Here is a 22,112-nt window from a genome sequence, read left to right on the forward strand (position 1 = left end):
ATAACCTTACTCCACCGTCACACTCTTCGCCAAATTCCTCGGCTTATCCACATCACACTCCCGCGCCACAGCCGTGTAGTAGGCGAGCATCTGCAACGGCACAACGGCCAGGATCGGCGTCAGCGCGGCGTGGGTGCGGGGAATGGTGAGGACGTGTTCGGCGAACTTGCCGATCTCCTTGTTCCCTTCCTGGGCGACGGCGATCACGTAAGCGTCGCGGGCTTTCACCTCTTGGATGTTGGAGACGGTCTTGTCGAGAACCTGCTCCTGCGTGGCCAGGGCGATGACGGGGATGTTGTCGGTGATCAATGCCAGGGTGCCGTGTTTCAGTTCGCCGGCGGCGTAGGCCTCGGCGTGGATGTAGGAGATCTCCTTCAGTTTCAGGGAGCCTTCCAGGGCGACGGCGTAGTCGATGCTGCGGCCGATGAAGAAGACATCGTCCCAGCCTTTGATCTGTTCGCTGATCTCCTTCACCTTGTCGGCCTGGGCGAGCACCGTCTCCACTTGGCCGGGGATGGCTTTCAGCGACTCGGCGATGGCCTTGATCTCGCTGCAGGGCAATGCGCATTGGCACTGGGCCAGGGCCAGGGCGACGGTGATCATGGCGGCCAGCTGGGTCGTGTAGGCTTTCGTGGAGGCGACGGCGATCTCCGGGCCGGCCCAGGTGTAGAGAACCGAATCGGCTTCCCGGGCGATGGTGGAGCCGACGACGTTGGTGACGGCCAGGACTTTAGCGCCTTTGGACTGGGCCTCCCGCAAGGCGGCCAGGGTGTCCGCCGTCTCGCCGGACTGGCTGACGACGATGACGAGGGTCTTTTTGTTGATGAGCGGGTTTCGGTAGCGGAACTCGGAGGCGATGTCCACCTCGACGGGGATGCGGGCCAGGTTTTCGATGACGTATTTGCCGACGAGGCCGGCGTGGTAGGCGGTGCCACAGGCCACGATGACCACTTTGTTGGCTTTGGTCAGCAGTTCCTTGTCAATGCCGATTTCATCGAGGTTGACGCCGTCTTCATTGAAGCGGCCCTTGATGGTGTCCCGCAACGCCTTGGGCTGCTCATAGATCTCCTTGATCATGAAGTGGTCGTAGCCGCCTTTTTCGGCCGCCACGGCGTCCCACTTGACCTCAAAGACCTCTTTGGCGATGACCTCGCCAGACTCTGCCGTCTTGATGACCGCGCCTTCAGCGGTAAGGACGGCCATCTCACCGTCGTTCAAGATGAAGGTGCGACGGGTGTGGGCCAGAATGGCCGGAATGTCGGAGGCCAGGAAGTATTCGCCGTCGCCGAGGCCGACGACGAGCGGGCTGTCTTTGCGGACGGCGACGATTTTTTCGGGTTCATGGCGGCAAAGGAAGGCCATGGCGTAGGAGCCTTCGATGGCAGCGACGACCTTGTGGACGGCCGCTTCCAGGTCGCCCTCGTAGAAGGTTTCGACGAGGTGGGCCAGCACCTCCGTGTCGGTCTCCGATTTAAAGGTGCGTCCTTTGGCGATGAGGTCTTCTTTGAGGGACTGGAAGTTCTCGATGATGCCGTTGTGGACGACGGCGAAGTCGCCCTGGCAGTCCTGATGGGGGTGGGAGTTCTCATCGGACGGTTTGCCGTGGGTGGCCCAGCGGGTGTGGCCGATGCCGATCTGAGCGCCGAAGTTGCAGCAGCTCAGCCGGCCTTCTAAGACGGCCAGTTTGCCTTTGGCCTTGCGGACCTCGATCTTGCCCGACTCCATAACGGCGACGCCGGCTGAGTCATAGCCGCGGTACTCCAGTTTTTTGAGACCTTCCACCAAGATCGGGGCGGCGGCTTTGCCGCCAATGTAACCAACGATACCGCACATGAGTGATTTCTCCTCTCTTCGTTCCGATGCCAGGGACTGTGCCTGCCGCGTTCACCGGAGCCAGCGACGGGTGTCACTCCGTCAATGCGCACCTCCTTGCTGTTGTCGAAAGCAATTCAGGTGACGCTGCTGGCCGGGAAGGGCTCGACTCGAAAAATGGGCGCAAAAAAGCCGCCGCTCTCGTTCGTTTCGTCACGTTTCATCACGAGAGTGTTGGCGGCCGAAAGGCACAGATCGATCCCGACACTCACCACCAGCCCTTTGTCCCCGCGATTGCTCCCGGGATTTGTGGCTTGGCTGCGGCTGTGAGCGGCCGAGGGGCACCCGCCGAAAACTTCGATAAACCCCTGCCTCGTCAACCGGCTGACTGGAAATCGCGTTTCACTATGTACTCTGCTGCCTGCGACGCGCCCTTTGCGCTGCCTAGGCTGGATATGAAGGAAACTGCGATCCGCTATCATGATGATCCGCCGGTTCTGGCGCTGTGCGATTCACTTGTCGTTCAGTCATCTGACCTTCGCGGCCCTATTCTGAGTCATGATCATTGTATCAGCGAGGCCTGTCCGGCGCAACCCTCCCGATGAAAAATAGGCCCTCTGGCCTAAGGTCGCGCCGCAAAAAAGCCGACACCGTTCTTCATCGATGTCGGCCAATGGACCACAGTAGCCTGCCGCCTCAGCGCTCCAAGCTATTTGACTTTTTTTCCGTCTATATCGTAGACATGGCCATCTCCGGCTTTGTACAGTTGTTCCCCATTCGGTCCCGTGTACGTATAGCCCGTAAACGCGACATCACCTGAAGATGATTCATGACCGCCATGACCGGAATGAATCGGATGGGCGTCCACATGGATGTTTTCCGCTGTGCCCGTGCTGGGCAATGGACCGGTGTGAGGCGGCGCAGCCGCCGGATCGTTCAAATGCGAGTCGAAGATCTCGTGATTTGCCCCCATCAGATCGGAATGCCCTTCATATCCGGCATCGGCGAAGGGGGATTCGAAGGTAAAGTTATCGTGGGGTAAACTGCCGTCGTGCAAACCATCATGGTTGCGCCAGTGCCCCATTCCGTTTTCATCCTCGAACCCCACCGGTTGATGGTCGTGATTGTCCATCAGATCGTCATCGTCAAAACCCCAACTCATGAAAATACCCTCCTTTACACCTTCTTGTCGTTCATGCCGGGATCATTCGGCTTGGAGACGACTTCCTTTGTGCCTCTTTTTTGATCGTAGGGGGTGCTGTTCTGATTATACTTTTTTTCACTCTCCTTTTTTCCAAACCCTCGAAAGATATCTATGCCATCTTTGAGAAAACCCTTAAAGCCCCGTTTTTCCTGGTGCGCGTATTCCGAAGGCTGTGCCGGAATCGGCGGTGCGACTTGTCCCCGTTGATCATATCCCCGTTGCTCATACATGGCATGGCCTTGTTTTGATCGGCCACCGGTCTGTTTATTTTGTGCGACCGCCCCATAGGGGGCATACCCCTCCTGCCCCTTCGAAGACGACACCGGTTGCGCCACTTGGCGACCCAGCGGATCGACCGTCGACTCACCCGGCTTCACCCGGTTTCGAGAAATTCTTTCACTCTTGCCGGCATGAATGAAAGAAGCGTTCATGTATTGGCTCTCGACAATGTTGTCCTTGTTCAAGGCGTTGAGACAAAGGGATGTATGGGCCCCTTTCTGCTCCATGAACATCTCGATCAACCGGTGGTCTAGCGCCCTCGTCTGAGGATCGCTTGCCGGGAACACCTGGAGGTAATTTTCATCATGATTCAACGGGCCCGGCACGTCAGAGGAGGGGCTGCCCTGGCGCGCCGGCGGCTGTTGCCCCTCGATGACATGGGTATAGGCGTCTCTTCGAAGACAGTTCATTTCGATCTCATAATTGTCCTTTTCCCATACCCCTTCAACGTACTCCCGGTAGAGCCCCTGAAAGAGGGACAGGTCATAGGCGACCGCCTGGTCTTCTCCTTGCGAAAACAATGGCGGGAGTTGGCTTACAGGCGCTTTGGCAACGAACCCCACGAAAGCGAAACAGGACCTGGTGAACTGGTCAACGGTGTATTGGGCATCACTGGCCAGCTCCCTGGCCATACATACCAAACCGATGCAGGTGTATGTACCGTTGCAAAAAGCCGTCACAACCGGCGTCGCCGGCAAGGAATCTCCCGTGCTCGGCATAACGGGGATGATAAACTTTTTCACCCACCTCATCTGTTCGTCTTGAAAATCATTCGGACGAACGTGCCACTTGAAATCGACGAATTTCGTCCGAGCATAGATCAGGGGGGACCAGTTACTCATCGGCTAAACTCTCCTCAACAATTCTTCGATCGAGATGTTCTGGGTGCTGTTGTAATAGAAGTAGCAATTTCGCCCCTTGGAAAGGGTGTCCACCAATAAATGATAGTCGCTTTCACAGCGTTCCAGTTCACTCTTTACACCGCTCGCGTTCGACATATGTTGGTTTGCGCTCATATCAGCGCTTTCCGCTTCCTCGCTATACCACCATCTGCGGACGGCGTTACCCGATTTATACTCGCTGGCGACTCTTTTGGCATTGGATGCCGAGTTCACCAGTCGATTATACTCGTCCTTCTTAATGTCAATCGCTTGTTTTAAGGCGATGCTCATGGCGTACAGCATCGGCAAATGGATGTTAATCGGATCGATTCTTCCGTTGAGCACATCGCCGTTCAGTTCCTCGCCCAAGGAAACGGGGCAGATAAAGACCGGCCAATCGGAATTATTCACAAAGAGGGGCTCTACGACCTGTTCCATGAGCGTTCTTTTGGCGAGTTCAAAGTTCCTTTCTGTGCTTTTCGGATCGCCCGGAACGATCAGCTTGTCGCTCTTGGTGATCATCAGTACAATCGGGCATTTCTTATGATTTTTACCGGCGTATTCGGTCAGGATCTGGGTTATGGCAAGGGCGGTAAATTGAACATCTTCGTAATCGGGCAGGTTGCGGTTTAACATGTTGGCGGGAATCATCAGAAAAATGCAGGAGCACTCACAGAGATAATTCACCAAACTATCGATGTCATCCTCATCGCTGTCTCCGACAAGCAGGCCGCCCCGGTAGTCCTTGAGGGTAAAGCCGAGAATGGCCCGGTAGGCGTGACAACAGTCGAACCTCCAGTCTTCTTCCTTCGATGTGGGGTTATTTCGCTTTTCCCCGCCTTCCACCATCGCCTTCCAGATGGAGTTCAATCGAAGCCCCTGTTGAAACTTTTTACTGTTCAGGGTAAAGCCATGGACACCCCTGCACATGGTCGCGAACATCCCTGTCATAAACCAGGTCTTTCCTGAACCGCTAACACCGATCATGCCAACTTTTACATCGGGCAGTGTGCTCACGATTCCAGCCCCCTTTTCGTCGTCTATCCACTTTTTCATTCTCGACACTGGTCGGAACGATCGTCCTTATTTCCAATTAAAATCGGGGAACTTCTGCGCACGCATATAGGCGTTCAAGTTTTTATAGACACACTTCAGCCGATTCATCTCTTCTTCGATTTCTTTCAATCTCTCAAGCTTATCGTCTCTCAGTTCAGCGTAGGTAGGCTCGTCATTTAACTTGGACATGAACCAATCAGTGATTCCCGCTTTTTCATTATACCGATTGGCGTCATGAACCACTTCATTGTGCCTTTCCACGACCTGATTGTATTGATCAACAGCAATCGACCACAGGCTGAACGCCATCGGGTATTCAACGTTCATCATCTTTTTGCCGACTGCCGTCCGGTATACCGTCACGACGGCATTCTCGCTGGCAAACAAATTATCAATCAAATCTTCAAAGGGTCTTCGCACTCTCCAAAAAGATCCCTCGTCCACCATATCGGATTTGGTGAACACGATGGCGACAGACTTGCGATAATTGCATCGAGATAAGGCCGATGCCAGCAGGTCTGACAGCAGCGCCGTTTCAAAATCAGAGTAGATATTGTTCTGTACACTGTGACTGTCGATGAACAAGATCACGGCGTCCGCGCTCGCGATATCTGTCAACACCTGTTCCTGTTCCGACGAGCTCTCCAACTCTGTGAGAATCCCGCCTCGATAATCGACCATGGTGAACGGCATGATCTGGCGGCCTTGGTAGCACAGGTTCATGTCAATGGAATCCACATACAGGGAAAGGGGCGGATAGGCGCCCTTTTTCAACTGTTCATACGAATGGATCAGTTTTTTATGGAGATTCGACGCCGTCGACAGGGTTACCCCTTCTATGGGCTGTTGAAATCTCCCGTACATCGACGAGATCAAGCTCGTCTTCCCCGCGCCGGAATATCCCAGCATAACGACCTTCATCATGAGTCCCCTTTCCGGGCCGCTGCCTTCCTGACTGCGTTCATGGGTATGATCTTTTGCCTCGCGGTTTTTTAGAAAAAGCCCTTGTTGGGGTTATAGGGAATGGCCATAAATCGATCGGCTCGCGGTTGAGGAGAAGGGGCTGCTTCTTCAACGGGCGCCGGTTCAATCGACAGCGCGGCGCCCTGACAAACGGCCAAATGGGGTTTTTTGGCCAACACAACGGTGCAAGCAAAGGTTTTCTCCAGCAACTGGCGCACCAAGGGAATAAAACTGCTGCCGCCAACCAGCAGCACCAAAGAGATATCCTCCGGTTGCAGCCCCGCGTCGGCGATCACCTGTTCACAGCACTGGATGGTCCTCTGCAGCAGCGGCTCGATGAGCTGATTCAATTCCACCCGTTTCATCGAAAACGAATCGACAGGCAGTCCGTAGGGCAGCATCGTAAAGACTTCCGTCTTCGTCGTCAGATTGTGTTTTATCCTTTTGCGAGCCACATCAAACAGTTCGTAATGCAGGCGGATTTCCGCGTCAGAATCACTGGACTGCAACCGGTTGATGAACTCTTCGCCACAGTGGGCGAGGATTCTCTGATAGATCAAGATGTCAATGTCGACGCCGCCACAGTCGCTCAGCGATCCTTGGACGCCGGGAAACTGATAGCCCGTCTCCGTCTTTTCCAGCAGCGCCACGTCGAAAGTGCCGCCGCCAAAATCGTATACCAATGCGTAATCGCCCTTCTCGAGGTCGCTCTTCTCTCTCTGGGCGTAATACATGGCCGCAGCGACCGGTTCCGGCAAGAGGTCAATTTCTCGAAACCCCGCTTCCGTGGCGGCGCGTCTCATGAGCCCTTTTTCCCTGCTCGTATAACCGGCAGGCACCGTTAACACGACCTGCTCGATCCTCCCCCTGTTTCTTTCGGCCGTTTCCTTGACATAGGCCAGGAGTTGGGCGACAAGCTTGTAGGGTTCGTACTTCCGGCTGCCAAGGAAGATGGGCTTGTCTTCAAGCAGATCGCGCTTCAGCTTATCGCGGAATCGGCTCGGTTCACTGAGCGCCTGTTGTTCCGCCAAAAGGCCGAGATCGAGCTTGCCTTCTTTGTTCAAAAAAACACAGCTTGGAAACATCTCTTCATATTCGTCGCTCTTGATGATCTCGATTTCCCCGTTGGGATGACGCAGTGTGGCACAACTGTTGGATGTCCCAAAATCAATCCCTAGGATAAACTCACTCGGCTTCATAGCCATATACAACCACCTCTTGGGCGCGTATCAATCGTTCTCGCAACCGGTAGCCTGGACGAATCGTGCTTTTGATGACTAAATCCTGTTCGGGAGAGTCCGTCGGGACTTTTCCCACGATATGCTGCGCGCCTGGCTGAAATTTTCCGTCCTTCAGAATGGTCTCTACGTCCATGGAGCGCAGGATGTTCCCCAACCAGTCGAAAACCGTCTTCGCGATCCGCGCCTCCGCGGCGCTTCCTTGTTCACAGGCGGCGTAGCAGTAATCGCGCAACGCCAGCATCTCCTCGAGGGTGTCCGGCTGTACAGGCGTTGTCATCTTCAACCTCCACTCCTCGTTAAAACGAATTGATCTGTTTCAGATGCTGCAGCAGCAACGCGAAGGAATCGGCGATGGTCGATGCAGCATCTTGGGCCTGCCGGTTCATGAAAAAGGATGTTCTCGCTTTCTTTTGAAAGTAGTTCATCCGCTGCTCCGCTTGCTTTTGAAGCTCCTCAAAAGCGGCGCCTTCCGGCATGTCAAGACGCTGAAAAATGCTGCCGCCCCACTCGCCGGTCACAGCGAGGATCCAACGCACCTCCTGTTCATTGAAGGGAAGCGCCTGTTCATAATAGAGGCGGAGAACCTGCAGCTCTCGAAATTCGTGTCTTTTCGCGATGAGGGAAGCGATCTTGGCTTCCACGTCCTCCACATGCTCGGACGCCTTCCCCGAGACGCCCTGTCTCGCCATGAAGCAGATCTTTTGCAGGTCCCTCAAACTTTTGCTCAACTTGATGATGAAGGACCGGTTGCCGAAGTGGGAGATCAGGATCTGGCGCAGGTGTTCTACGCCGCTTTCCTCGAAGAGGTATTTTTTTACGCCCTCATAATCAACGCCTTCTCGGATTTTATCGCAGGCCAACTTAATGCCGTACATCCCCAGCTTGCCGGCAAGGCGGGCTCTCTCTTCTTTGACGGGGAAATCGGGCAGTGTGTCAAAGCTGCGCGTGATGAAGGCCTCTTTGCCTTTTCGCCAAACCGAGCGGTCCAGGATTTCGGCGGGAAACGCCGCGATGCGCTTCAAAAGAGCGAAGTCTTCCCTGGTCATGGTTTGTGCGCCCAGCGCCAGGATTCCGCAGATCGGTTTTATCGTGTAGAACAACTTTTTCAAGACGGCTTGCTCATTGGCGGTTGAATCGATAATGTCTCTCGCCTTGCCGATGGCGTCCTGTTCCTGCGGGAAATAGTCATCAACCCGGGTCAACACGCCGATCGAGTTGGTCGCGTTCATCTGAGAGACGCCGCCGTGAAAACGTCGCAAGACCGAAAGATCATATTCGCTTAATGTCCTGCTGAACAGATACACGATGGCATCGGCGTCTCCGGCGGCAGACATGGTCCATTTTTCGATTTCGTCTGAGCCGATGCCGAGAAAATCCAATGTATTTTTGGCGTCAACCTCATAAAAGGAATCCAACCCCGGCGTATCGATGAGATGAAACTTCCTGAGCAATTCGTTCGGGTACCCGACGTTGATATGTTTGATATTCCGAATGAAGTCGCCTTTGTTTGAATTCCGTATGGTCAGATCCTGCAGTTCCTCAAAATTGCAGACAGTTTGCTGCCCATTTTTGAAAACGACGGTGATCTCCGGTGTTTCTGCATAACGAAACCAGTTTACATTGAAGGTCATTTCCGTCGCGCCGGTGGGCACCTTCTGTTCACCCAGGAAGGCGTTCATCAATGTCGATTTTCCGGCTTTCAGCTTGCCCACGATGGCGACTCTCATCGGTCCATCCAGATCCGCCAGGGCTTGCTTCAGGCCTGCCTGAAGCCTGTGCAATTCCGGATAGGCGGTGATCTGTCTCAGCGCATCTGTGAGCAACGCCTCTGCCTGCTGACGTAAACGTTCCATCGTTCTGATTCACCGACCCATTCAATGGTTAAGCTGACCGGCAATCGCCTGAATCGCTAGATACAACTCCTTAAGCTGCGCCAGTAAGCGTTGTATTTCCATCGCTCGCTTTTTTGCCTCTTCTGCGGAGGCCTTCTGCGCTTTATCCATCGCGGCGATGGACTCGTCACAGATTCGAATCTCCCGTTCGACTTGGACCCGAAACTCCTCGCGGATATCGGTCTCCATATTGGCCAGCGTCAATTGGATGTTGCGATCGCAGTCATTTTGGGCTTGTGTCAGTTGGGGCCTGAAATGATTCGTGAGCTGCTGCGCCGTAAAATTGCGGTCGTTGGTCTGGATCTGTTTTATCCCGTCAAAGAGTCCATGGATCAAGCCGACGACAGCCCCGATGACGGTGCCCGGTCCCGGAAAGAGGCTTCCGATGCCACCGCCCACCGTTCCGTTAAAGGTGGCTTGCCTCGCTACGGTAAACACCTTGGAGAGCAGGCCCTGTCTGCTTTCGAGAGACACGCTGTCGTCAAAGTCGACATCACCGCTGCTACGATACTCACTGAAGGTGAGACCCAAGCCGGTGTCTTGAATGAGTTCCTGATAGAGCGTCCCAGCCTGTTCGTTTAAGGAATGGTCGATCTGGCTCATCAACGCGGTGATCTCGGCTGCCAATAACGCGGCGATCTCGTCGGGCCTGCCTTGGAGCTGCCGATCTTTCACATATTGCTGCATTGTGGTATGGACAGCGGTAAAGCCGCTCCTCATGCGATGTTGCGTGTTGATCTTGATTTTCGAAATCCCCAGGTTTAGCTTTGTCTGCCATTCAGCCCGGTTCGACATCAGGCTGAGCCGGTATTGATACTTGGCGTTCAGATCGGCCCGTTGTTGTTCGATGAGTGCCTGGTTCTGAGAAGAGCAGACGTCAAGTTCCCTTTCTAGCGGGATCTTCAACGCCATAATCGCCTGGACCATCGAGGCGATCGCTCGCGAGAGGATGATGCGTCCTCTCTCTCGTTGGAGAAATTTCCACAGCGTATTTTCCAGTTCTTCAAAGTTGCTATCTTTTAAATCTTCCACATCTCTATCGAGTAAATAGTTTTCTTTGGCCAGGTTGGATACGGGGATGATGGTCAGGCTTTCCGGAGATTTGCTCAGCGTTTTCGCCAGTTTGCTCCTGTTCTCCGAAACGACGCTTTCCAGGTCGCTGACTTGATCCTTGCGGGTGATGACGAAAATCAGATTGCTGCAATCTCTGGCGACACGCTTGATAAATTCGAGTTCGCTGTTCGATAAGGGGCTTGTGGCGTCACAGACATACAATACGGTGTCGGCATTGGGAATAAAGGTATAGGTCGCGCTGGTATGACTGGCGTTCAGTCCTCCCACACCCGGCGTATCAACAAAGACGATCCCGTCTGACAGGCGGGGATTCGGTATTTGTATATCGATTCTCGCAACATTTTTCCTGTTGTTGGGGTTTTCCTGTTGTGTGGCATACTGTTGGATTTCGGACCTTCCGATCGTCTCGATTTCCTCTGCATCGTCCTGTTTTATATGTACGTTCACTTTTTCCTGAGGGGCGTACTGTATGGTAGAGACCAGACAGGTTGTGATGGCCGCATTTACGGGACAAATCACCTCTTCAAGGAGGTTGTTGACCAGACTCGATTTCCCTCGCTTGCATTCCCCTGCGACAACCACTGTCAACGTATCCGAATGAAGCCGATCTTTGGCGATTTGCAATTCCGCCACAAGGCTGTCTTTGGCAAGATGCTTCGTGAAAGCGATTGTTTTGTCGAGTTGAATGATTGTCTTCTCTTTGAGTACTTGATAGGTGCTCATCCCAACATCACCTTTCACCACTTTGCTAGGGTATCGGGTTCGACAATGATATAACCTTTTTTGTCTAGTGGTAAATATACCAACTCTTTTCCCCTCTTCGATTTTGTCATAAATTCTCCTGCTTTTTTTGTCATTGATTCTATCCCAATGAAGTTTTTAATAAAAAACCCCTGCCGGTTTATTCCCAGCAGGGGCAAATGGATATATCCGATGATCATTGTAGGCAACGCTTACATCCGGTTTTTTTTAGAACCGCCGGAACAGGTCGGCGATCTCCTCGACGACCTGCTTCAGTTCCTCCGCGTCGGGTCCTTCCCCCATCACCCGGATCAGCGGTTCCGTGCCGGAGGGGCGGACGAGGATGCGGCCGCGGCCTTCGAGCTTGGCTTTGCCGGCTTCGACGGCGGCCTGCGCTTCCGGTGTGTCCAGGCAACTCTTGTCCTTGACGCGCACGTTGACGAGAAGCTGGGGAAGCTGTCGCATCTGGGCGGCCAACGCCGACAGGGGTTGGCCCGACTCTTTCATGACCGTCAACAGTTGCAGTCCTGTGAGCACGCCGTCGCCGGTGGTGTTGTGTTCTAAAAAGAGGATGTGCCCCGACTGCTCACCGCCAAAGAGGGTTCCCGATTCCAGGAGCGCTTCGAGGACGTAGCGGTCGCCCACCTTCGTCTCCAAGATGCGGATCCCGGCCTCCTTGAGCGCCAGGTGCAAGCCCATGTTGCTCATGACGGTGACGGCGACAGTGTCTTGGGGAAGTTGTCCTTTGGCTTTCATATGTAAGGCGCAGGTGACCATGATCCGGTCGCCATCCACGATCTGGCCTTTTTCATCGACGGCAATGAGCCGGTCGGCGTCGCCGTCATGGGCCAGTCCGACGTGGGCCCCATGGGCGACCACGGCCTGGCAGAGCTTCTCCGGGTGGGTGGAGCCGCAGCCGTCGTTGATGTTTGTGCCGTCGGGTTCGCAGCAGATGGTGACCACCTCGGCGCCCAGTTCGCGCAGGATGCGGGGGGCGACGCGGAAGGCCGCCCCGTTGGCGCCATCGACGACAACCTTGAGACCTCTAAAATCGACGGGAACGGTGGACTTGAGGTAGTCGACGAACATGGTCTCCGCATCGGCCACTGGGCTGACGCGCCCCACCTGGGCGCCGGTCGGCGCCGGCAAGCCGTCGGCATGATGCCCCTCGGCGTCGCCGCCGACGCTGTCGGGACAGGCGTTGTTTTCGCCCAGGACGTACCGTTCGATTTCCTCTTCCACTGTGTCGGGGAGTTTGAAGCCGGAGGCGGAGAAAAATTTGATGCCATTGTCGGCGACGGGGTTGTGGGAGGCCGAGATGACGACGCCAGCGGTGGCCTTTAGTTTCCGTGTCAGGTAGGCGATGCCCGGTGTCGGCAGCACACCGACCGGCAACGCTTCGCCGCCGACGGAGGTGATGCCGGCGATCAGCGCCGCTTCCAGCATATCGCCGGAGATGCGCGTGTCCTTGCCGATGACGATGCGGGGATGGGGCGCCTCTTGGCTCAGCACATAGGCGCCGGCTCGTCCCAGCTTAAAGGCCAGTTCCGGCGTCAGTTCACTGTTGGCGACGCCGCGCACACCATCGGTTCCAAATAATTTTCCCACGTCTCAATTTCCCTCTCTTTTTGGCTAATCCGCTTTTTCGATCCGAGAACGACTATCTTCTTGTTTTATTATGTCACTTTTCTTTCTCTACCTGGTTTTTCTAAGAGGGTCTCCGTCCATCATCGCGCTGACTGGTTCTACCGTGCCGGTAGCACAACTCTGTCCACGCTACCGCTCCATCAACCGGTAGGTGGCGATGATCGCCTCGGCCAGGCGCAGGCCGTCGACGGCGGCGCTGACGATGCCCCCGGCATAGCCGGCGCCTTCCCCGCCGGGGTAGAGCCCCTCGATGCCCAGCGACTGCAACGATTCGTCCCGGTTGATGCGCCAGGGCGCCGAGGTGCGCGTTTCCACGCCGGTCAGGATCGCTTTGGGCAGGTCAAAGCCCTGGAGCTTGCGTCCAAAGTCGGCCAGGCCTGCCGCCAGCGCCTCGCCCACTTCCTTGGGCAGGCAGTCGCGCAGATTGGCCGCCGTCACACCGGGCCGGTAGGTGGGCTGGACAAGGGCGTCCGCCAGGTCGCCTTTCTGATCGGCCAAAAAATCGCCCACCGTCTGGGCCGGCGCGCGATAATCGCCGCCACCCAATGCAAAGGCCTTTTGCTCCCAGATCCGTTGGAAGTCCGCCCCGCCGAGGGGCCCCGGCGTCGGGTAGTCGCCAGGGTGTACGGAGGCGACGAGAGCCGAGTTGGCCACACCGGTGTCACGGGCATAGGCGCTCATGCCGTTGGTGACGACGCCGCCCTCTTCCGAAGCCGCCGCCACCACCTCTCCACCCGGACACATGCAGAAGGAAAAGACAGTCCGCCCCGCCTCGGCGAGTTTGGTGTGCAGGTTGTAGTCGGCGACGCCGAGGCGCTCATGGCCGGCGAATTCGCCGTATTGGGCGCGGTCGATCAGCGCCTGGGGGTGTTCCACCCGCACGCCGATGGCGAAGGGCTTCGCCTCCATGGCGACCTCTTGGGCGTAGAGGTTTTTGGCCGTGTCGCGGGCGCTGTGGCCGATGGCGATGATGACCAGGTCGCTCGCCAGTTCGAGACCGCTCTGCGGCGTGCCCGAGAGGGGCAGTCCGGCCTTGGCGCTCCCTGTATCTGTCAACTCTACGCCCGGCGCCAAACGCAGGCCGGCCACCCGCCGTCCCAAGGCAGAATTCTCTAGGATCAGTTCCTCCACGAGGGCGCCGAAAAAGACCTGCCCGCCCAGAGCCTGCAACCGTTGTCGCAGATTGCGGACCACCTGGCGCAGGACATCGGTGCCCACATGGGGTTTCGCCTTGTAGAGGATCTCCTGGGGCGCGCCGGCCTCGGCGAGCCACTGGAAGACCTCGTTGATGCGGAGGTCGTGGGTGCGGGTGGTCAACTTGCCGTCGGAAAAGGTGCCGGCGCCGCCTTCGCCAAACTGGACGTTCGAATCGAGCTTCAGTTCCCCCGTCTCCCAGAAGCGATCCACATCGGCGGCCCGCCGGTCCACGTCATAGCCGCGCTCCAGCAGGATGGGCTTGAACCCGGCCTCGGCCAGCTTCACGGCGGCGAAGTAGCCGCAGGGACCGGCCCCGACGACGACAGGACGGCGCGCCAGCGGCTGGTTGCCCCGCAAAAGCGGCGTCTGTTTCTCCTCCGGGACGACGCTGACCTGAGGGTCTTTGTCGATGATCCCCAAGGGCGGTTTGACGCCGCCTTTGAGGGTCAGTTCGACCGTGTAGACGAGGCGGATCTCCGCCTTTTTGCGGGCGTCGACGGCCTCGCGCAGGATCGCCATGTGCTCGATCTGTCCGGGTTTGAGCCCGATCCGGCGGGCCGCTTTTGGCAAAAGGCGCCCGGCGTCTTCCGACAGCCCGGCGCGCAGGTTGGCGATACGGATTTTCAAGCGATTTTGGCTCCTTCATCATCGGTGATGGGATTACCTTGGCGTTCCGCTTCCCCCGGTGGCTCCACCGGCAGCCCCGCCTGTTGAGTTGCCGCCGGTCGTCGAACCGCCGGTTCCTCCACCCGATCCGGCTCCCCCGCCGCCCGGCTCTTTTCCAGGCTCCTTGCCGGGTTCTGCCGCTGTTCCGCCGCCAGTGGTCGCTTTGCTCTCATCGGGAGGCGGCGTTGGCTCAGACGGCGGCGCCGCCGGCCCGATGGCGACGAAGACGCGAACGACGCTGAGCGCCGGGTTCACCGGCCGCACGCCTGCAGGCAGGGCCAGATTCACCTCTTTGACCACATCGGAACGGGCGCCATTGATGTCCACAGGCGACGTGGCCAGGGCGCGGATATCGGCAAAGCCCTCGGCCGGCAAACTGACCGGCAGATTCGCCGGTTCCACCCGCGTGGACACCACCTTGTACCCGGCTGCCGGGGTTCCGGTGACGAGCGGCTGGACCGCCACGTTTTTGGTCGTCATCTCCTGATTGACCGGGACGGTCACCTCGGTCGCTTTGGGCGTGACCTGCAGTCGCCCATCGTCGCCGAGGGCCGGTTCGATGACGCGCACCGGCAAGGAGCGGGTGAAGGTCTCCTTGGCGCCCATGGGGATTTGAACGCCGACGCGTTGAATCAGGCGCAACTTTTCGCGAGGCCCGCTGATGACGACCTCGGTCGGTCGAAGGGTCGGATCGCCCACGCGGTAACCAGCCGGTATGTTGCCTTTGAATTCCCATGTCAGGGGGAGCGTCTTCGTCTCCAGCACGTCCACGTTCAGGCTCAATTCTGCCGGCGTTTTGCTGATGATCTGCACATTCGGCGGCGCGTCGACGGTGACGCCGACGGTCATCGGTCCCGGTTTCGCCCCGGTGAGGGTGATGCGGGCGCGAAAATCGCGTGAAGACAGGTTGGCCATGATCGCCTTCGGCCCTTTGACCCGCAGTTCCACCACGGTGGGCGGTTCCGGATCGAGAACATAGCCAGCCTCTAAGCCCTCCCGGTCCAATTGGACAGGAAAGGTCTGGATGCCCTGCTGCTCGGCGTTGACGTAGACCCAGAGGAGGATGGCGATGGCAAGAGCCGCCAGTTTATAGAGCCAATTGCGGCGCGCAGTTCCAGCAATGTCCATCATGGGTTGCTCCTCCATTGCCAGAACGAACGGGCGTTCGTCGTTCGCTGTTGCAGCAGTTCCTCCAGCCGCGAACGGAGGGAGGTTTCGTCAAGAAAACGGGTCAGTTTGCCGTCCACCGCCATCGATAGGTTTCCCGTCTCCTCAGAGACGATTACCGCGACGGCGTCCGATTGCTCGGTGATGCCGATTCCGGCGCGGTGACGGGTGCCCAGTTCGCGGGACAACCCTGGGTCATCCGTAAGGGGCAGATAGCAGGCGGCGGCGGCGACCCGATCGCCGCGCACGACGACAGCGCCGTCATGGAGGGGCGTTTTGGGGATGAATATGTTCACGAGAAACTCGCCCGACACCTTGCCGTCGATCCATGTGCCCGTTTCAATGACATCGTTGACGCCGGTCTTGCGTTCGATGATGATCAGAGCGCCGATTTTATTTTTCATCAGAACACCAACCGCCCGCACGATCTCGCCGATCAGGAAGCTGCGGTCCTCATCGGCCATGACGGCGATCTGGGCCGGAAAGAGCTTGCCACGGCCCAATTGCTCCAGTGTCCGGCGCAGTTCCGGCTGGAACACGATCGGCAACGCCACGATCAGGGCGGTCCAAGCCTGTTTTAAGAGCCAACTCAGGGTGTTCAGGTTCAGGGCTTCGCTCAGGTATGAGGCGATGATCAACACACCGAACCCTTTGAGCAGTTGGACCGCCCGCGTGCCCTTGATGAACATGGTCATCCGATAGATGATGAATGCGACCGCAACGATGTCAACTACGGCCATAAAATTGAAATTCTCGAAGTTCGGTGGTAACATCGTCATCACCTCCCTGCATAGAAATTCTCTCTCAGAGGGGAAAATCCCTTGTGGCAAAATCCGGTTTGCGACTATAATGGATGCAAAGTGACAAAGATTTTTTCCGGTCGAGGTGGTGACAGAAACAAATGTGGCTACCGCTGGTTGGGTTGGCCATCGGCATCTTCATCGGATCCGTTTTATCCATTACCATCCCCATGGAGTATGCCAAATATATGTCCGTTGCCGTTTTGGCGGCGCTGGACTCGGTCTTCGGCTCCCTGCGAAGTTTCCTGGAAGACAAGTTTGACGCCGTCGTGCTGTTGACCGGCTTTTTTACAAATGCGGTCCTGGCGGCCCTGCTGGCCTACATCGGCGACCGGCTTGGCGTTGATCTCTTTTTGGCGGCAGTCTTCGCCTTCGGCGTCCGGATTTTCCAGAACCTCGCTGTCATCCGCCGTTATGTGATCGACCGCATCGTCCGTCCCCGGCCGAAGAGTCAACCGAATCCCATCGAAAAGGTATGAAAAAGTATTCCGAATGATCGGAGCCTGCCCACTGGGCAGGCTCTATCTGTTTCGCTCTCACTTTGCCATGCATCAGGCCGACTCGGACGTTTTCTCCTGCTCCTGGGAACGCTCCCGCATGTAGCCGTAGAGGAAAGAATCCATCAACGCCTGCCAGGAGGCTTCAATGATGTTGGCCGATACGCCGACAGTGCTCCACGCGTCTTGGGAGTCGCGTGTTTCGATGAGGACGCGGACCTTCGCTTCGGTGGCGTCTTTTCCGTCAAGGACGCGCACCTTGTAGTCGGTCAGGTGGCAATCGCCCAGGAAGGGATAGTGGCTGACAAGGGCTTTGCGCAGGGCGGCGTCAACGGCGTTGACGGGACCTTTGCCCTCAGCGGCCGTATGGACGACCTGATCGCCGACACGCAGCTTGATCATGGCCTCCGAGGTGAACTCGTCGTCAGAGCGCTTCTCAATGATCAGGCGGATCGAGTCGAGCACGAAGGGCACCGGGTCTTCGCCGAAGGCGCGGCGAAGCAGTACCTCGAAGGAGGCTTCCGCCCCTTCGAATTGGAAGCCCTGGTGTTCCAGGTTCTTGATCTGCTCGATGATCTGTTTCGTATCGGCGTTCTCCCGGTTTACGTCAAGGCCGAGTTCTTTCGCCTTGTAGACGACATTGCTCATGCCCGCCAGTTCCGATACGAGGACGCGACGCTGGTTGCCGACCGTTTCCGGCTGGATATGTTCGTACGTCCCAGGGTCCTTCAACAAGGCCGACACGTGGATGCCGCCCTTATGGGCAAAGGCTGAATGGCCCACAAAGGGCATCTCGTTGCGCAATGGCATGTTGGCGATCTCGCCCACAAAGTGGGCTGTGTCGGTCAGCGTCTGCACCTTGCCCTCGGGCAGGCACTCGATCTGCATCTTCAACTGTAGGTTGGGGATGACGGAACAGAGATTGACGTTGCCGCAGCGTTCGCCATAGCCGTTCATGGTCCCTTGCACCTGGCGAGCGCCGGCCATGACGCCCATGATCGAGTTGGCCACCGCCAGGTCGCCGTCGTTGTGGACGTGGACGCCCACGGGCGCGCGCAGGGTGAAGACCATCTCCTGGGTGATGGACAGCATGTCATGGGGCAGGGTGCCGCCGTTGGTGTCACAGAGGACGATCCAGTCGGCGCCGGCCTTTTCCGCCGTCAGCACAACCTCTTTGGCATACTCGGAATTGCCCTTGTAGCCGTCATAAAAGTGCTCAGCGTCAAAGACGACTTCCCGTCCCTGCTCTTTTAAAAAGGTGATGGAATCGCGAACGAGGCGCAAATTTTCTTCCATGGATGTGCGCAGCGCCGCCGTGACGTGAAAGTCCCAGGCTTTGCCGAAGATCGTCACGACCGGCGCGCCCGATTCCACGAGCGCCTGCAGGTTGGCATCCTCACAGGCCTTGACGCCGGGGCGGCAGGTGGAGCCAAAGGCGGCGATCTTGGCGTTTTTCCAGGTCATCTGCTGGGCCCGCCGGAAGAATTCCATGTCTTTGGGGTTGGAGCCAGGCCACCCGCCCTCAATGTAGGCTACACCCAGTTGGTCCAAACGTGCTGCGATCTTGACTTTGTCTTCCACACTGAGGGAGATGCCTTCCCCCTGGGTTCCGTCGCGAAGCGTCGTGTCATAAATAAATACACGGTCCAATCGGGGGCACCTCTTTCTCGCTCTGATAGGCTAGACCACATGCAGGCGCGCTGTCAGCGGGTTCGTGACAGTCTTTCCGCAACGGTCATCGGGATAGATGGCACGCACGTCCTTTGGACTCAAAGCGCAGGAGCGTCAAAGACGGCTCTTGTGCAGCGTTGCGATTCCGGCGGGACAGCAAAGCGCATCGATGCCCATGCTTGAACTTGTGAAATCAAGCATGGGTGCTGAAGATGAGGAAAGAGCCGGTCAAGCCAGCTCTTCCAACACTCGGTTCGTCATCTCTTCGGTGTTGACCAGGGTTTTTCCTGCTTCCATGATGTCGCCGGTGCGGAAACCTTTTGCCAGCACCTTCTCCACGGCCGCTTCGATGTCGCGGGCTTCGGCGACGCGGTTGAAGGAGTATTCCAGCATCATGGCCACCGAAAGAATGGTGGCGATGGGGTTCGCTTTTTTCTGACCGGCGATGTCGGGAGCAGAGCCATGGGCCGGTTCGTAGAGAGCGACCTCTCCGCCGATGGAGGCTGACGCCAGCATGCCGAGGGAGGCCGACAGCATGGAGGCCTGGTCGGAGAGGATGTCGCCGAAGGTGTTTTCGGTGACGACCACATCAAATTGGCTGGGCCTGCGGACGAGCTGCATGGCCGCGTTATCGACATACATATGGGTGACAGTGATATCCGGATATTCGGCGGCGAGGCGGTTGACCGTCTCCCGCCAGAGGCGCGACGACTCCAGGACGTTCGCCTTATCGACGGAGCAGAGCTGTTTGTTGCGCTTGCCGGCCGCTTCAAAAGCCAGGCGGGCGATGCGCTCGATCTCGGGCGTCGAGTAGACCATGGTGTCCCAGGCCTTTTGGCCGCCTTCCACGTCTTCCCGGCCTTTGGCGCCGAAGTAGAGGCCGCCGGTCAGTTCGCGAATGATCACCATGTCCGTGCCGGAGAGAACCTCTTTTTTGAGGGTTGAGGCGTCCGCCAGGGCCTCATAGGTGCGGCAGGGACGGACGTTGGCGTAGAGGCCCAGCTCTTTGCGCAAGGGCAAGAGCGCGCCCACTTCGGGGCGGAGGTGGGTCGGCAGGTTGTCCCATTTGGGTCCGCCGATGGCGCCGAGGAGGATGGCGTCGCTGTTGCGGCACAGGTCCAATGTCTCCTGGGGCAGCGGATGGCCTGTCTTGTCGATGGCGATGCCGCCGATGAGGCCTTCGGTGAAGGTGAAGGAGATCCCGTACTTGGCTCCAATGGCTTCAAGGACGCGAATCGCCTGGGGCACGATCTCCGCGCCGATGCCGTCACCGGGAAGCACTGCGATGCGGTATGTCAACAATGCTCTTCCTTTCGTGGGGCAACGGGCGTGGGCTTGTTCGCTAAGAGCTTCGCGGCGGCTCACTTGCCTGCTTCGCTAGGGCGCCAAACCTCTGGGCTTTTCTGCATGTGAACCATGGCGCCCTTGACGCTCTGCAGTCTGCGTTCGCTTTTCGCCGCTCCGCTCTAATCGCTCACAAGCCCACGCCCGTTGCCTGGTAATATGTCCGTTAATCGTTCCTTTTTCGATCCTTTTTTGGTCCCTTTTTATTTCCCTGCGGCGACCCGGGTCTTGACGTATTGCATGAGGCCGCCGGCGTGGATGATCGATTGCATCGATGCGGGGAGGGCTTTGGCGGTGTAGGTCTGGCCGGTGGTCATGTTGAAGATGACGCCGGTGCCGGCGTTGACCTGGACGACATCGCCTTCGCGGATGCCGTCAACGGCCTCGGGGCATTCGAAGATGGGGAGGCCGATGTTGATGGAGTTGCGGAAGAAGATGCGGGCGAAGGACTTGGCGATGACGCAGGGAACGCCGGAAGCCTTGATGGCGATGGGGGCGTGTTCCCGCGAGGAGCCGCAGCCAAAGTTCTTGTCGGCGACAATGATGTCGCCCTCACGCACCTTCTGCGGGAAGGCGGGGTCGGCGTCTTCCATGCAGTGTTTGGCCAGTTCTTCCGGCGAAGTGGTGTTCAGGTAACGGGCCGGGATGATGGCGTCCGTGTCGATGTCTTTGCCGAATTTCCATACGCGACCTGTGAATTCCATTATTCCACCTCCCGGGGATGGACGATGCGTCCGGCGATGGCTGAAGCGGCAGCCACGTTGGGGCCGCACAGGTAGACTTCGCTCTCAGGGTGGCCCATGCGGCCGACGAAGTTCCGGTTCGTCGTCGCCAAGGCCCGTTCCCCTTTGGCCAGGATGCCCATGTGGCCGCCCAGGCAGGGGCCGCAGGTCGGCGTCGATACGGCGACACCGGCGTCGACGAAGATATCCATCAGGCCTTCCTTGATGGCCTGTTTGTAAATGGCTTGGGTGCCAGGGAATACGACACAGCGGACGTTTTTGTGGACCTTTTTGCCTTGCAGGATCTTCGCCGCCATGCGCAGGTCCTCAATGCGCCCGTTCGTGCAGGAGCCGATGACGACCTGATCGATCTCGACATGGCCGGCCTCGCTGACTGGACGGGTGTTTTCCGGCAGGTGAGGGAAGGCCACGACGGGTTCCAGTTTTTCCACGTCATACTTGATGACGCGGGCATACTTGGCGTCGGCGTCGGATTCATAGACCTTGTAGGGGCGGGTGGCCCGCTCGTCCACATAGGCCAGCGTCTTCTTGTCAGGGGCGATGATGCCGTTTTTGCCGCCCGCTTCGATGGCCATGTTGCACATGGTCATCCGGCCGTCCATCGACAGGTCATCGATGGCGGAGCCGGTGAACTCCATCGACTGGTAGAGAGCGCCGTCGACGCCGATGTCGCCGATGGTGTGCAGGATCAGGTCCTTGCCGGTCACGTCTTCCGGCAGCTTGCCTTCGTATTCGAACTTGATCGCTTCGGGAACCTTGAACCAGGCTTCACCGAGGGCGATGCCGGCGGCCAGGTCGGTCGAGCCGACGCCGGTGGCAAAAGCGCCCAGAGCGCCGTAGGTGCAGGTGTGGGAGTCGGCGCCGATGACGGCGTCGCCAGGCACGACGATCCCCTTTTCGGGCAGCAGGCAGTGCTCAATGCCCATATCCCCCACGTCATAGTGGTGGGTGATGTCATGCTTGCGGGCGAAGTCGCGGACGATCTTCGACTGTTCCGCCGACTTGATGTCCTTGGCCGGCACGAAGTGGTCCTGGACCAAAACGACCCGGTCTTTGTCAAAAACGGTATCCAGGCTGGCCTTTTCCAACTCTTTGATGGAAACGGGGGCCGTAACGTCGTTGGCCAGGACCAGATCCAACTTGGCTTGGATCAGTTCACCCGGCTCCACCGACGCTTTCCCGGCATGCGCCGCCAAAATCTTCTCAGTAATGGTCATTCCCATGGCCGTCTTGATCC

The 22,112-nt window shown here is 57.6% G+C and carries 20 protein-coding genes; 1 reads left to right on the forward strand and 19 read right to left on the reverse strand.

Annotation, left to right across the window (positions count from 1 at the left end; genetic code table 11):
* Positions 1–6: 6 nt before the first annotated feature.
* The 15 genes from glmS to cdaA all read right to left on the reverse strand — a co-directional run bounded on the left by glmS (position 7) and on the right by cdaA (position 16,593).
* The gene (gene glmS / locus GTO89_RS02645; protein WP_161260526.1) at positions 7–1,833 is read right to left on the reverse strand and encodes a glutamine--fructose-6-phosphate transaminase (isomerizing); all 1,827 of its coding nucleotides are present in this window, start codon (positions 1,831–1,833) and stop codon (positions 7–9) included.
* 116 nt (positions 1,834–1,949) lie between these two features.
* A complete protein-coding gene (locus GTO89_RS02650; protein WP_161260527.1) occupies positions 1,950–2,294 on the reverse strand; it encodes a hypothetical protein in 345 nt (114 codons plus the stop codon).
* Between the two features lie 227 nt (positions 2,295–2,521).
* Positions 2,522–2,974: a hypothetical protein gene (locus GTO89_RS02655; protein WP_161260528.1), complete on the reverse strand. Its 453-nt coding sequence runs from the start codon at positions 2,972–2,974 to the stop codon at positions 2,522–2,524.
* 14 nt (positions 2,975–2,988) lie between these two features.
* Positions 2,989–4,137 carry a hypothetical protein gene (locus GTO89_RS02660; RefSeq protein ID WP_161260529.1) on the reverse strand — a complete coding sequence of 383 codons (1,149 nt, stop codon included), beginning with the start codon at positions 4,135–4,137 and terminating at the stop codon, positions 2,989–2,991.
* Positions 4,138–4,140: 3 nt separating this feature from the next.
* Positions 4,141–5,193, reverse strand: coding sequence for a hypothetical protein (locus GTO89_RS02665; protein ID WP_161260530.1), 1,053 nt, complete (start codon positions 5,191–5,193; stop codon positions 4,141–4,143).
* A gap of 66 nt (positions 5,194–5,259) precedes the next feature.
* Entirely contained in the window at positions 5,260–6,153 is an 894-nt protein-coding gene (locus tag GTO89_RS02670; RefSeq protein ID WP_161260531.1) for a TRAFAC clade GTPase domain-containing protein, read from the reverse strand.
* A 71-nt stretch (positions 6,154–6,224) separates the two neighbouring features.
* Positions 6,225–7,400, reverse strand: coding sequence for an Hsp70 family protein (locus tag GTO89_RS02675; protein ID WP_161260532.1), 1,176 nt, complete (start codon positions 7,398–7,400; stop codon positions 6,225–6,227).
* Positions 7,381–7,713, reverse strand: coding sequence for a nucleotide exchange factor GrpE (gene grpE, locus GTO89_RS02680; protein ID WP_161260533.1), 333 nt, complete (start codon positions 7,711–7,713; stop codon positions 7,381–7,383). Before grpE ends, GTO89_RS02675 begins: the two co-directional genes overlap by 20 nt.
* Positions 7,714–7,732: 19 nt before the next feature.
* Positions 7,733–9,289, reverse strand: a complete 1,557-nt coding sequence (locus GTO89_RS02685) for a dynamin family protein (protein WP_161260534.1) — start codon at positions 9,287–9,289, stop codon at positions 7,733–7,735.
* A gap of 21 nt (positions 9,290–9,310) precedes the next feature.
* A complete protein-coding gene (locus GTO89_RS02690) occupies positions 9,311–11,125 on the reverse strand; it encodes a dynamin family protein (protein ID WP_161260535.1) in 1,815 nt (604 codons plus the stop codon).
* A gap of 14 nt (positions 11,126–11,139) precedes the next feature.
* Positions 11,140–11,352 (reverse strand): hypothetical protein, encoded by a 213-nt coding sequence (locus tag GTO89_RS02695; RefSeq protein WP_161260536.1) that lies wholly within the window; start codon positions 11,350–11,352, stop codon positions 11,140–11,142.
* A 19-nt stretch (positions 11,353–11,371) separates the two neighbouring features.
* Positions 11,372–12,751 carry a phosphoglucosamine mutase gene (gene glmM / locus GTO89_RS02700; protein ID WP_161260537.1) on the reverse strand — a complete coding sequence of 460 codons (1,380 nt, stop codon included), beginning with the start codon at positions 12,749–12,751 and terminating at the stop codon, positions 11,372–11,374.
* Between the two features lie 168 nt (positions 12,752–12,919).
* The gene (locus GTO89_RS02705) at positions 12,920–14,614 is read right to left on the reverse strand and encodes an NAD(P)/FAD-dependent oxidoreductase (protein ID WP_161260538.1); all 1,695 of its coding nucleotides are present in this window, start codon (positions 14,612–14,614) and stop codon (positions 12,920–12,922) included.
* A gap of 33 nt (positions 14,615–14,647) precedes the next feature.
* Positions 14,648–15,784: a CdaR family protein gene (locus GTO89_RS02710; protein WP_161260539.1), complete on the reverse strand. Its 1,137-nt coding sequence runs from the start codon at positions 15,782–15,784 to the stop codon at positions 14,648–14,650.
* Positions 15,781–16,593 carry a diadenylate cyclase CdaA gene (gene cdaA / locus GTO89_RS02715; protein WP_161260540.1) on the reverse strand — a complete coding sequence of 271 codons (813 nt, stop codon included), beginning with the start codon at positions 16,591–16,593 and terminating at the stop codon, positions 15,781–15,783. The genes GTO89_RS02710 and cdaA overlap by 4 nt, the downstream gene beginning before the upstream one ends.
* A gap of 128 nt (positions 16,594–16,721) precedes the next feature.
* On the opposite strand from cdaA, the gene GTO89_RS02720 reads away from it, so the two are divergent.
* Positions 16,722–17,099, forward strand: a complete 378-nt coding sequence (locus GTO89_RS02720) for a small basic family protein (protein WP_161260541.1) — start codon at positions 16,722–16,724, stop codon at positions 17,097–17,099.
* 72 nt (positions 17,100–17,171) lie between these two features.
* Here GTO89_RS02720 and cimA read toward each other — a convergent pair whose 3' ends face one another.
* The 4 genes from cimA to leuC form a co-directional block, all read right to left on the reverse strand.
* Positions 17,172–18,767, reverse strand: a complete 1,596-nt coding sequence (gene cimA / locus GTO89_RS02725; RefSeq protein WP_161260542.1) for a citramalate synthase — start codon at positions 18,765–18,767, stop codon at positions 17,172–17,174.
* A 249-nt stretch (positions 18,768–19,016) separates the two neighbouring features.
* Positions 19,017–20,087, reverse strand: a complete 1,071-nt coding sequence (gene leuB / locus GTO89_RS02730; RefSeq protein ID WP_161260543.1) for a 3-isopropylmalate dehydrogenase — start codon at positions 20,085–20,087, stop codon at positions 19,017–19,019.
* 248 nt (positions 20,088–20,335) lie between these two features.
* A complete protein-coding gene (leuD, locus tag GTO89_RS02735; protein WP_170294340.1) occupies positions 20,336–20,836 on the reverse strand; it encodes a 3-isopropylmalate dehydratase small subunit in 501 nt (166 codons plus the stop codon).
* The gene (gene leuC, locus GTO89_RS02740; RefSeq protein WP_161260544.1) at positions 20,836–22,098 is read right to left on the reverse strand and encodes a 3-isopropylmalate dehydratase large subunit; all 1,263 of its coding nucleotides are present in this window, start codon (positions 22,096–22,098) and stop codon (positions 20,836–20,838) included. The genes leuD and leuC overlap by 1 nt, the downstream gene beginning before the upstream one ends.
* Positions 22,099–22,112 lie beyond the last annotated feature (14 nt).

Source organism: Heliomicrobium gestii, from assembly GCF_009877435.1.
GTDB classification, from domain to species: domain Bacteria; phylum Bacillota; class Desulfitobacteriia; order Heliobacteriales; family Heliobacteriaceae; genus Heliomicrobium; species Heliomicrobium gestii.

What these genes read in the sequence shown, in the direction of transcription:
- GTO89_RS02720 (WP_161260541.1), top strand. Translation starts at nt 16,722, where the DNA reads ATGTGGCTACCGCTGGTTGGGTTGGCCATCGGCATCTTCATCGGATCC.
- GTO89_RS02710 (WP_161260539.1), bottom strand. Translation starts at nt 15,784, where the DNA reads ATGATGGACATTGCTGGAACTGCGCGCCGCAATTGGCTCTATAAACTG.
- GTO89_RS02685 (WP_161260534.1), bottom strand. Translation starts at nt 9,289, where the DNA reads ATGGAACGTTTACGTCAGCAGGCAGAGGCGTTGCTCACAGATGCGCTG.
- grpE (WP_161260533.1), bottom strand. Translation starts at nt 7,713, where the DNA reads ATGACAACGCCTGTACAGCCGGACACCCTCGAGGAGATGCTGGCGTTG.
- GTO89_RS02690 (WP_161260535.1), bottom strand. Translation starts at nt 11,125, where the DNA reads ATGAGCACCTATCAAGTACTCAAAGAGAAGACAATCATTCAACTCGAC.
- leuC (WP_161260544.1), bottom strand. Translation starts at nt 22,098, where the DNA reads ATGGGAATGACCATTACTGAGAAGATTTTGGCGGCGCATGCCGGGAAA.
- GTO89_RS02670 (WP_161260531.1), bottom strand. Translation starts at nt 6,153, where the DNA reads ATGAAGGTCGTTATGCTGGGATATTCCGGCGCGGGGAAGACGAGCTTG.
- GTO89_RS02675 (WP_161260532.1), bottom strand. Translation starts at nt 7,400, where the DNA reads ATGGCTATGAAGCCGAGTGAGTTTATCCTAGGGATTGATTTTGGGACA.
- GTO89_RS02650 (WP_161260527.1), bottom strand. Translation starts at nt 2,294, where the DNA reads ATGATAGCGGATCGCAGTTTCCTTCATATCCAGCCTAGGCAGCGCAAA.
- glmS (WP_161260526.1), bottom strand. Translation starts at nt 1,833, where the DNA reads ATGTGCGGTATCGTTGGTTACATTGGCGGCAAAGCCGCCGCCCCGATC.
- cdaA (WP_161260540.1), bottom strand. Translation starts at nt 16,593, where the DNA reads ATGTTACCACCGAACTTCGAGAATTTCAATTTTATGGCCGTAGTTGAC.
- leuD (WP_170294340.1), bottom strand. Translation starts at nt 20,836, where the DNA reads ATGGAATTCACAGGTCGCGTATGGAAATTCGGCAAAGACATCGACACG.
- GTO89_RS02660 (WP_161260529.1), bottom strand. Translation starts at nt 4,137, where the DNA reads ATGAGTAACTGGTCCCCCCTGATCTATGCTCGGACGAAATTCGTCGAT.
- GTO89_RS02655 (WP_161260528.1), bottom strand. Translation starts at nt 2,974, where the DNA reads ATGAGTTGGGGTTTTGACGATGACGATCTGATGGACAATCACGACCAT.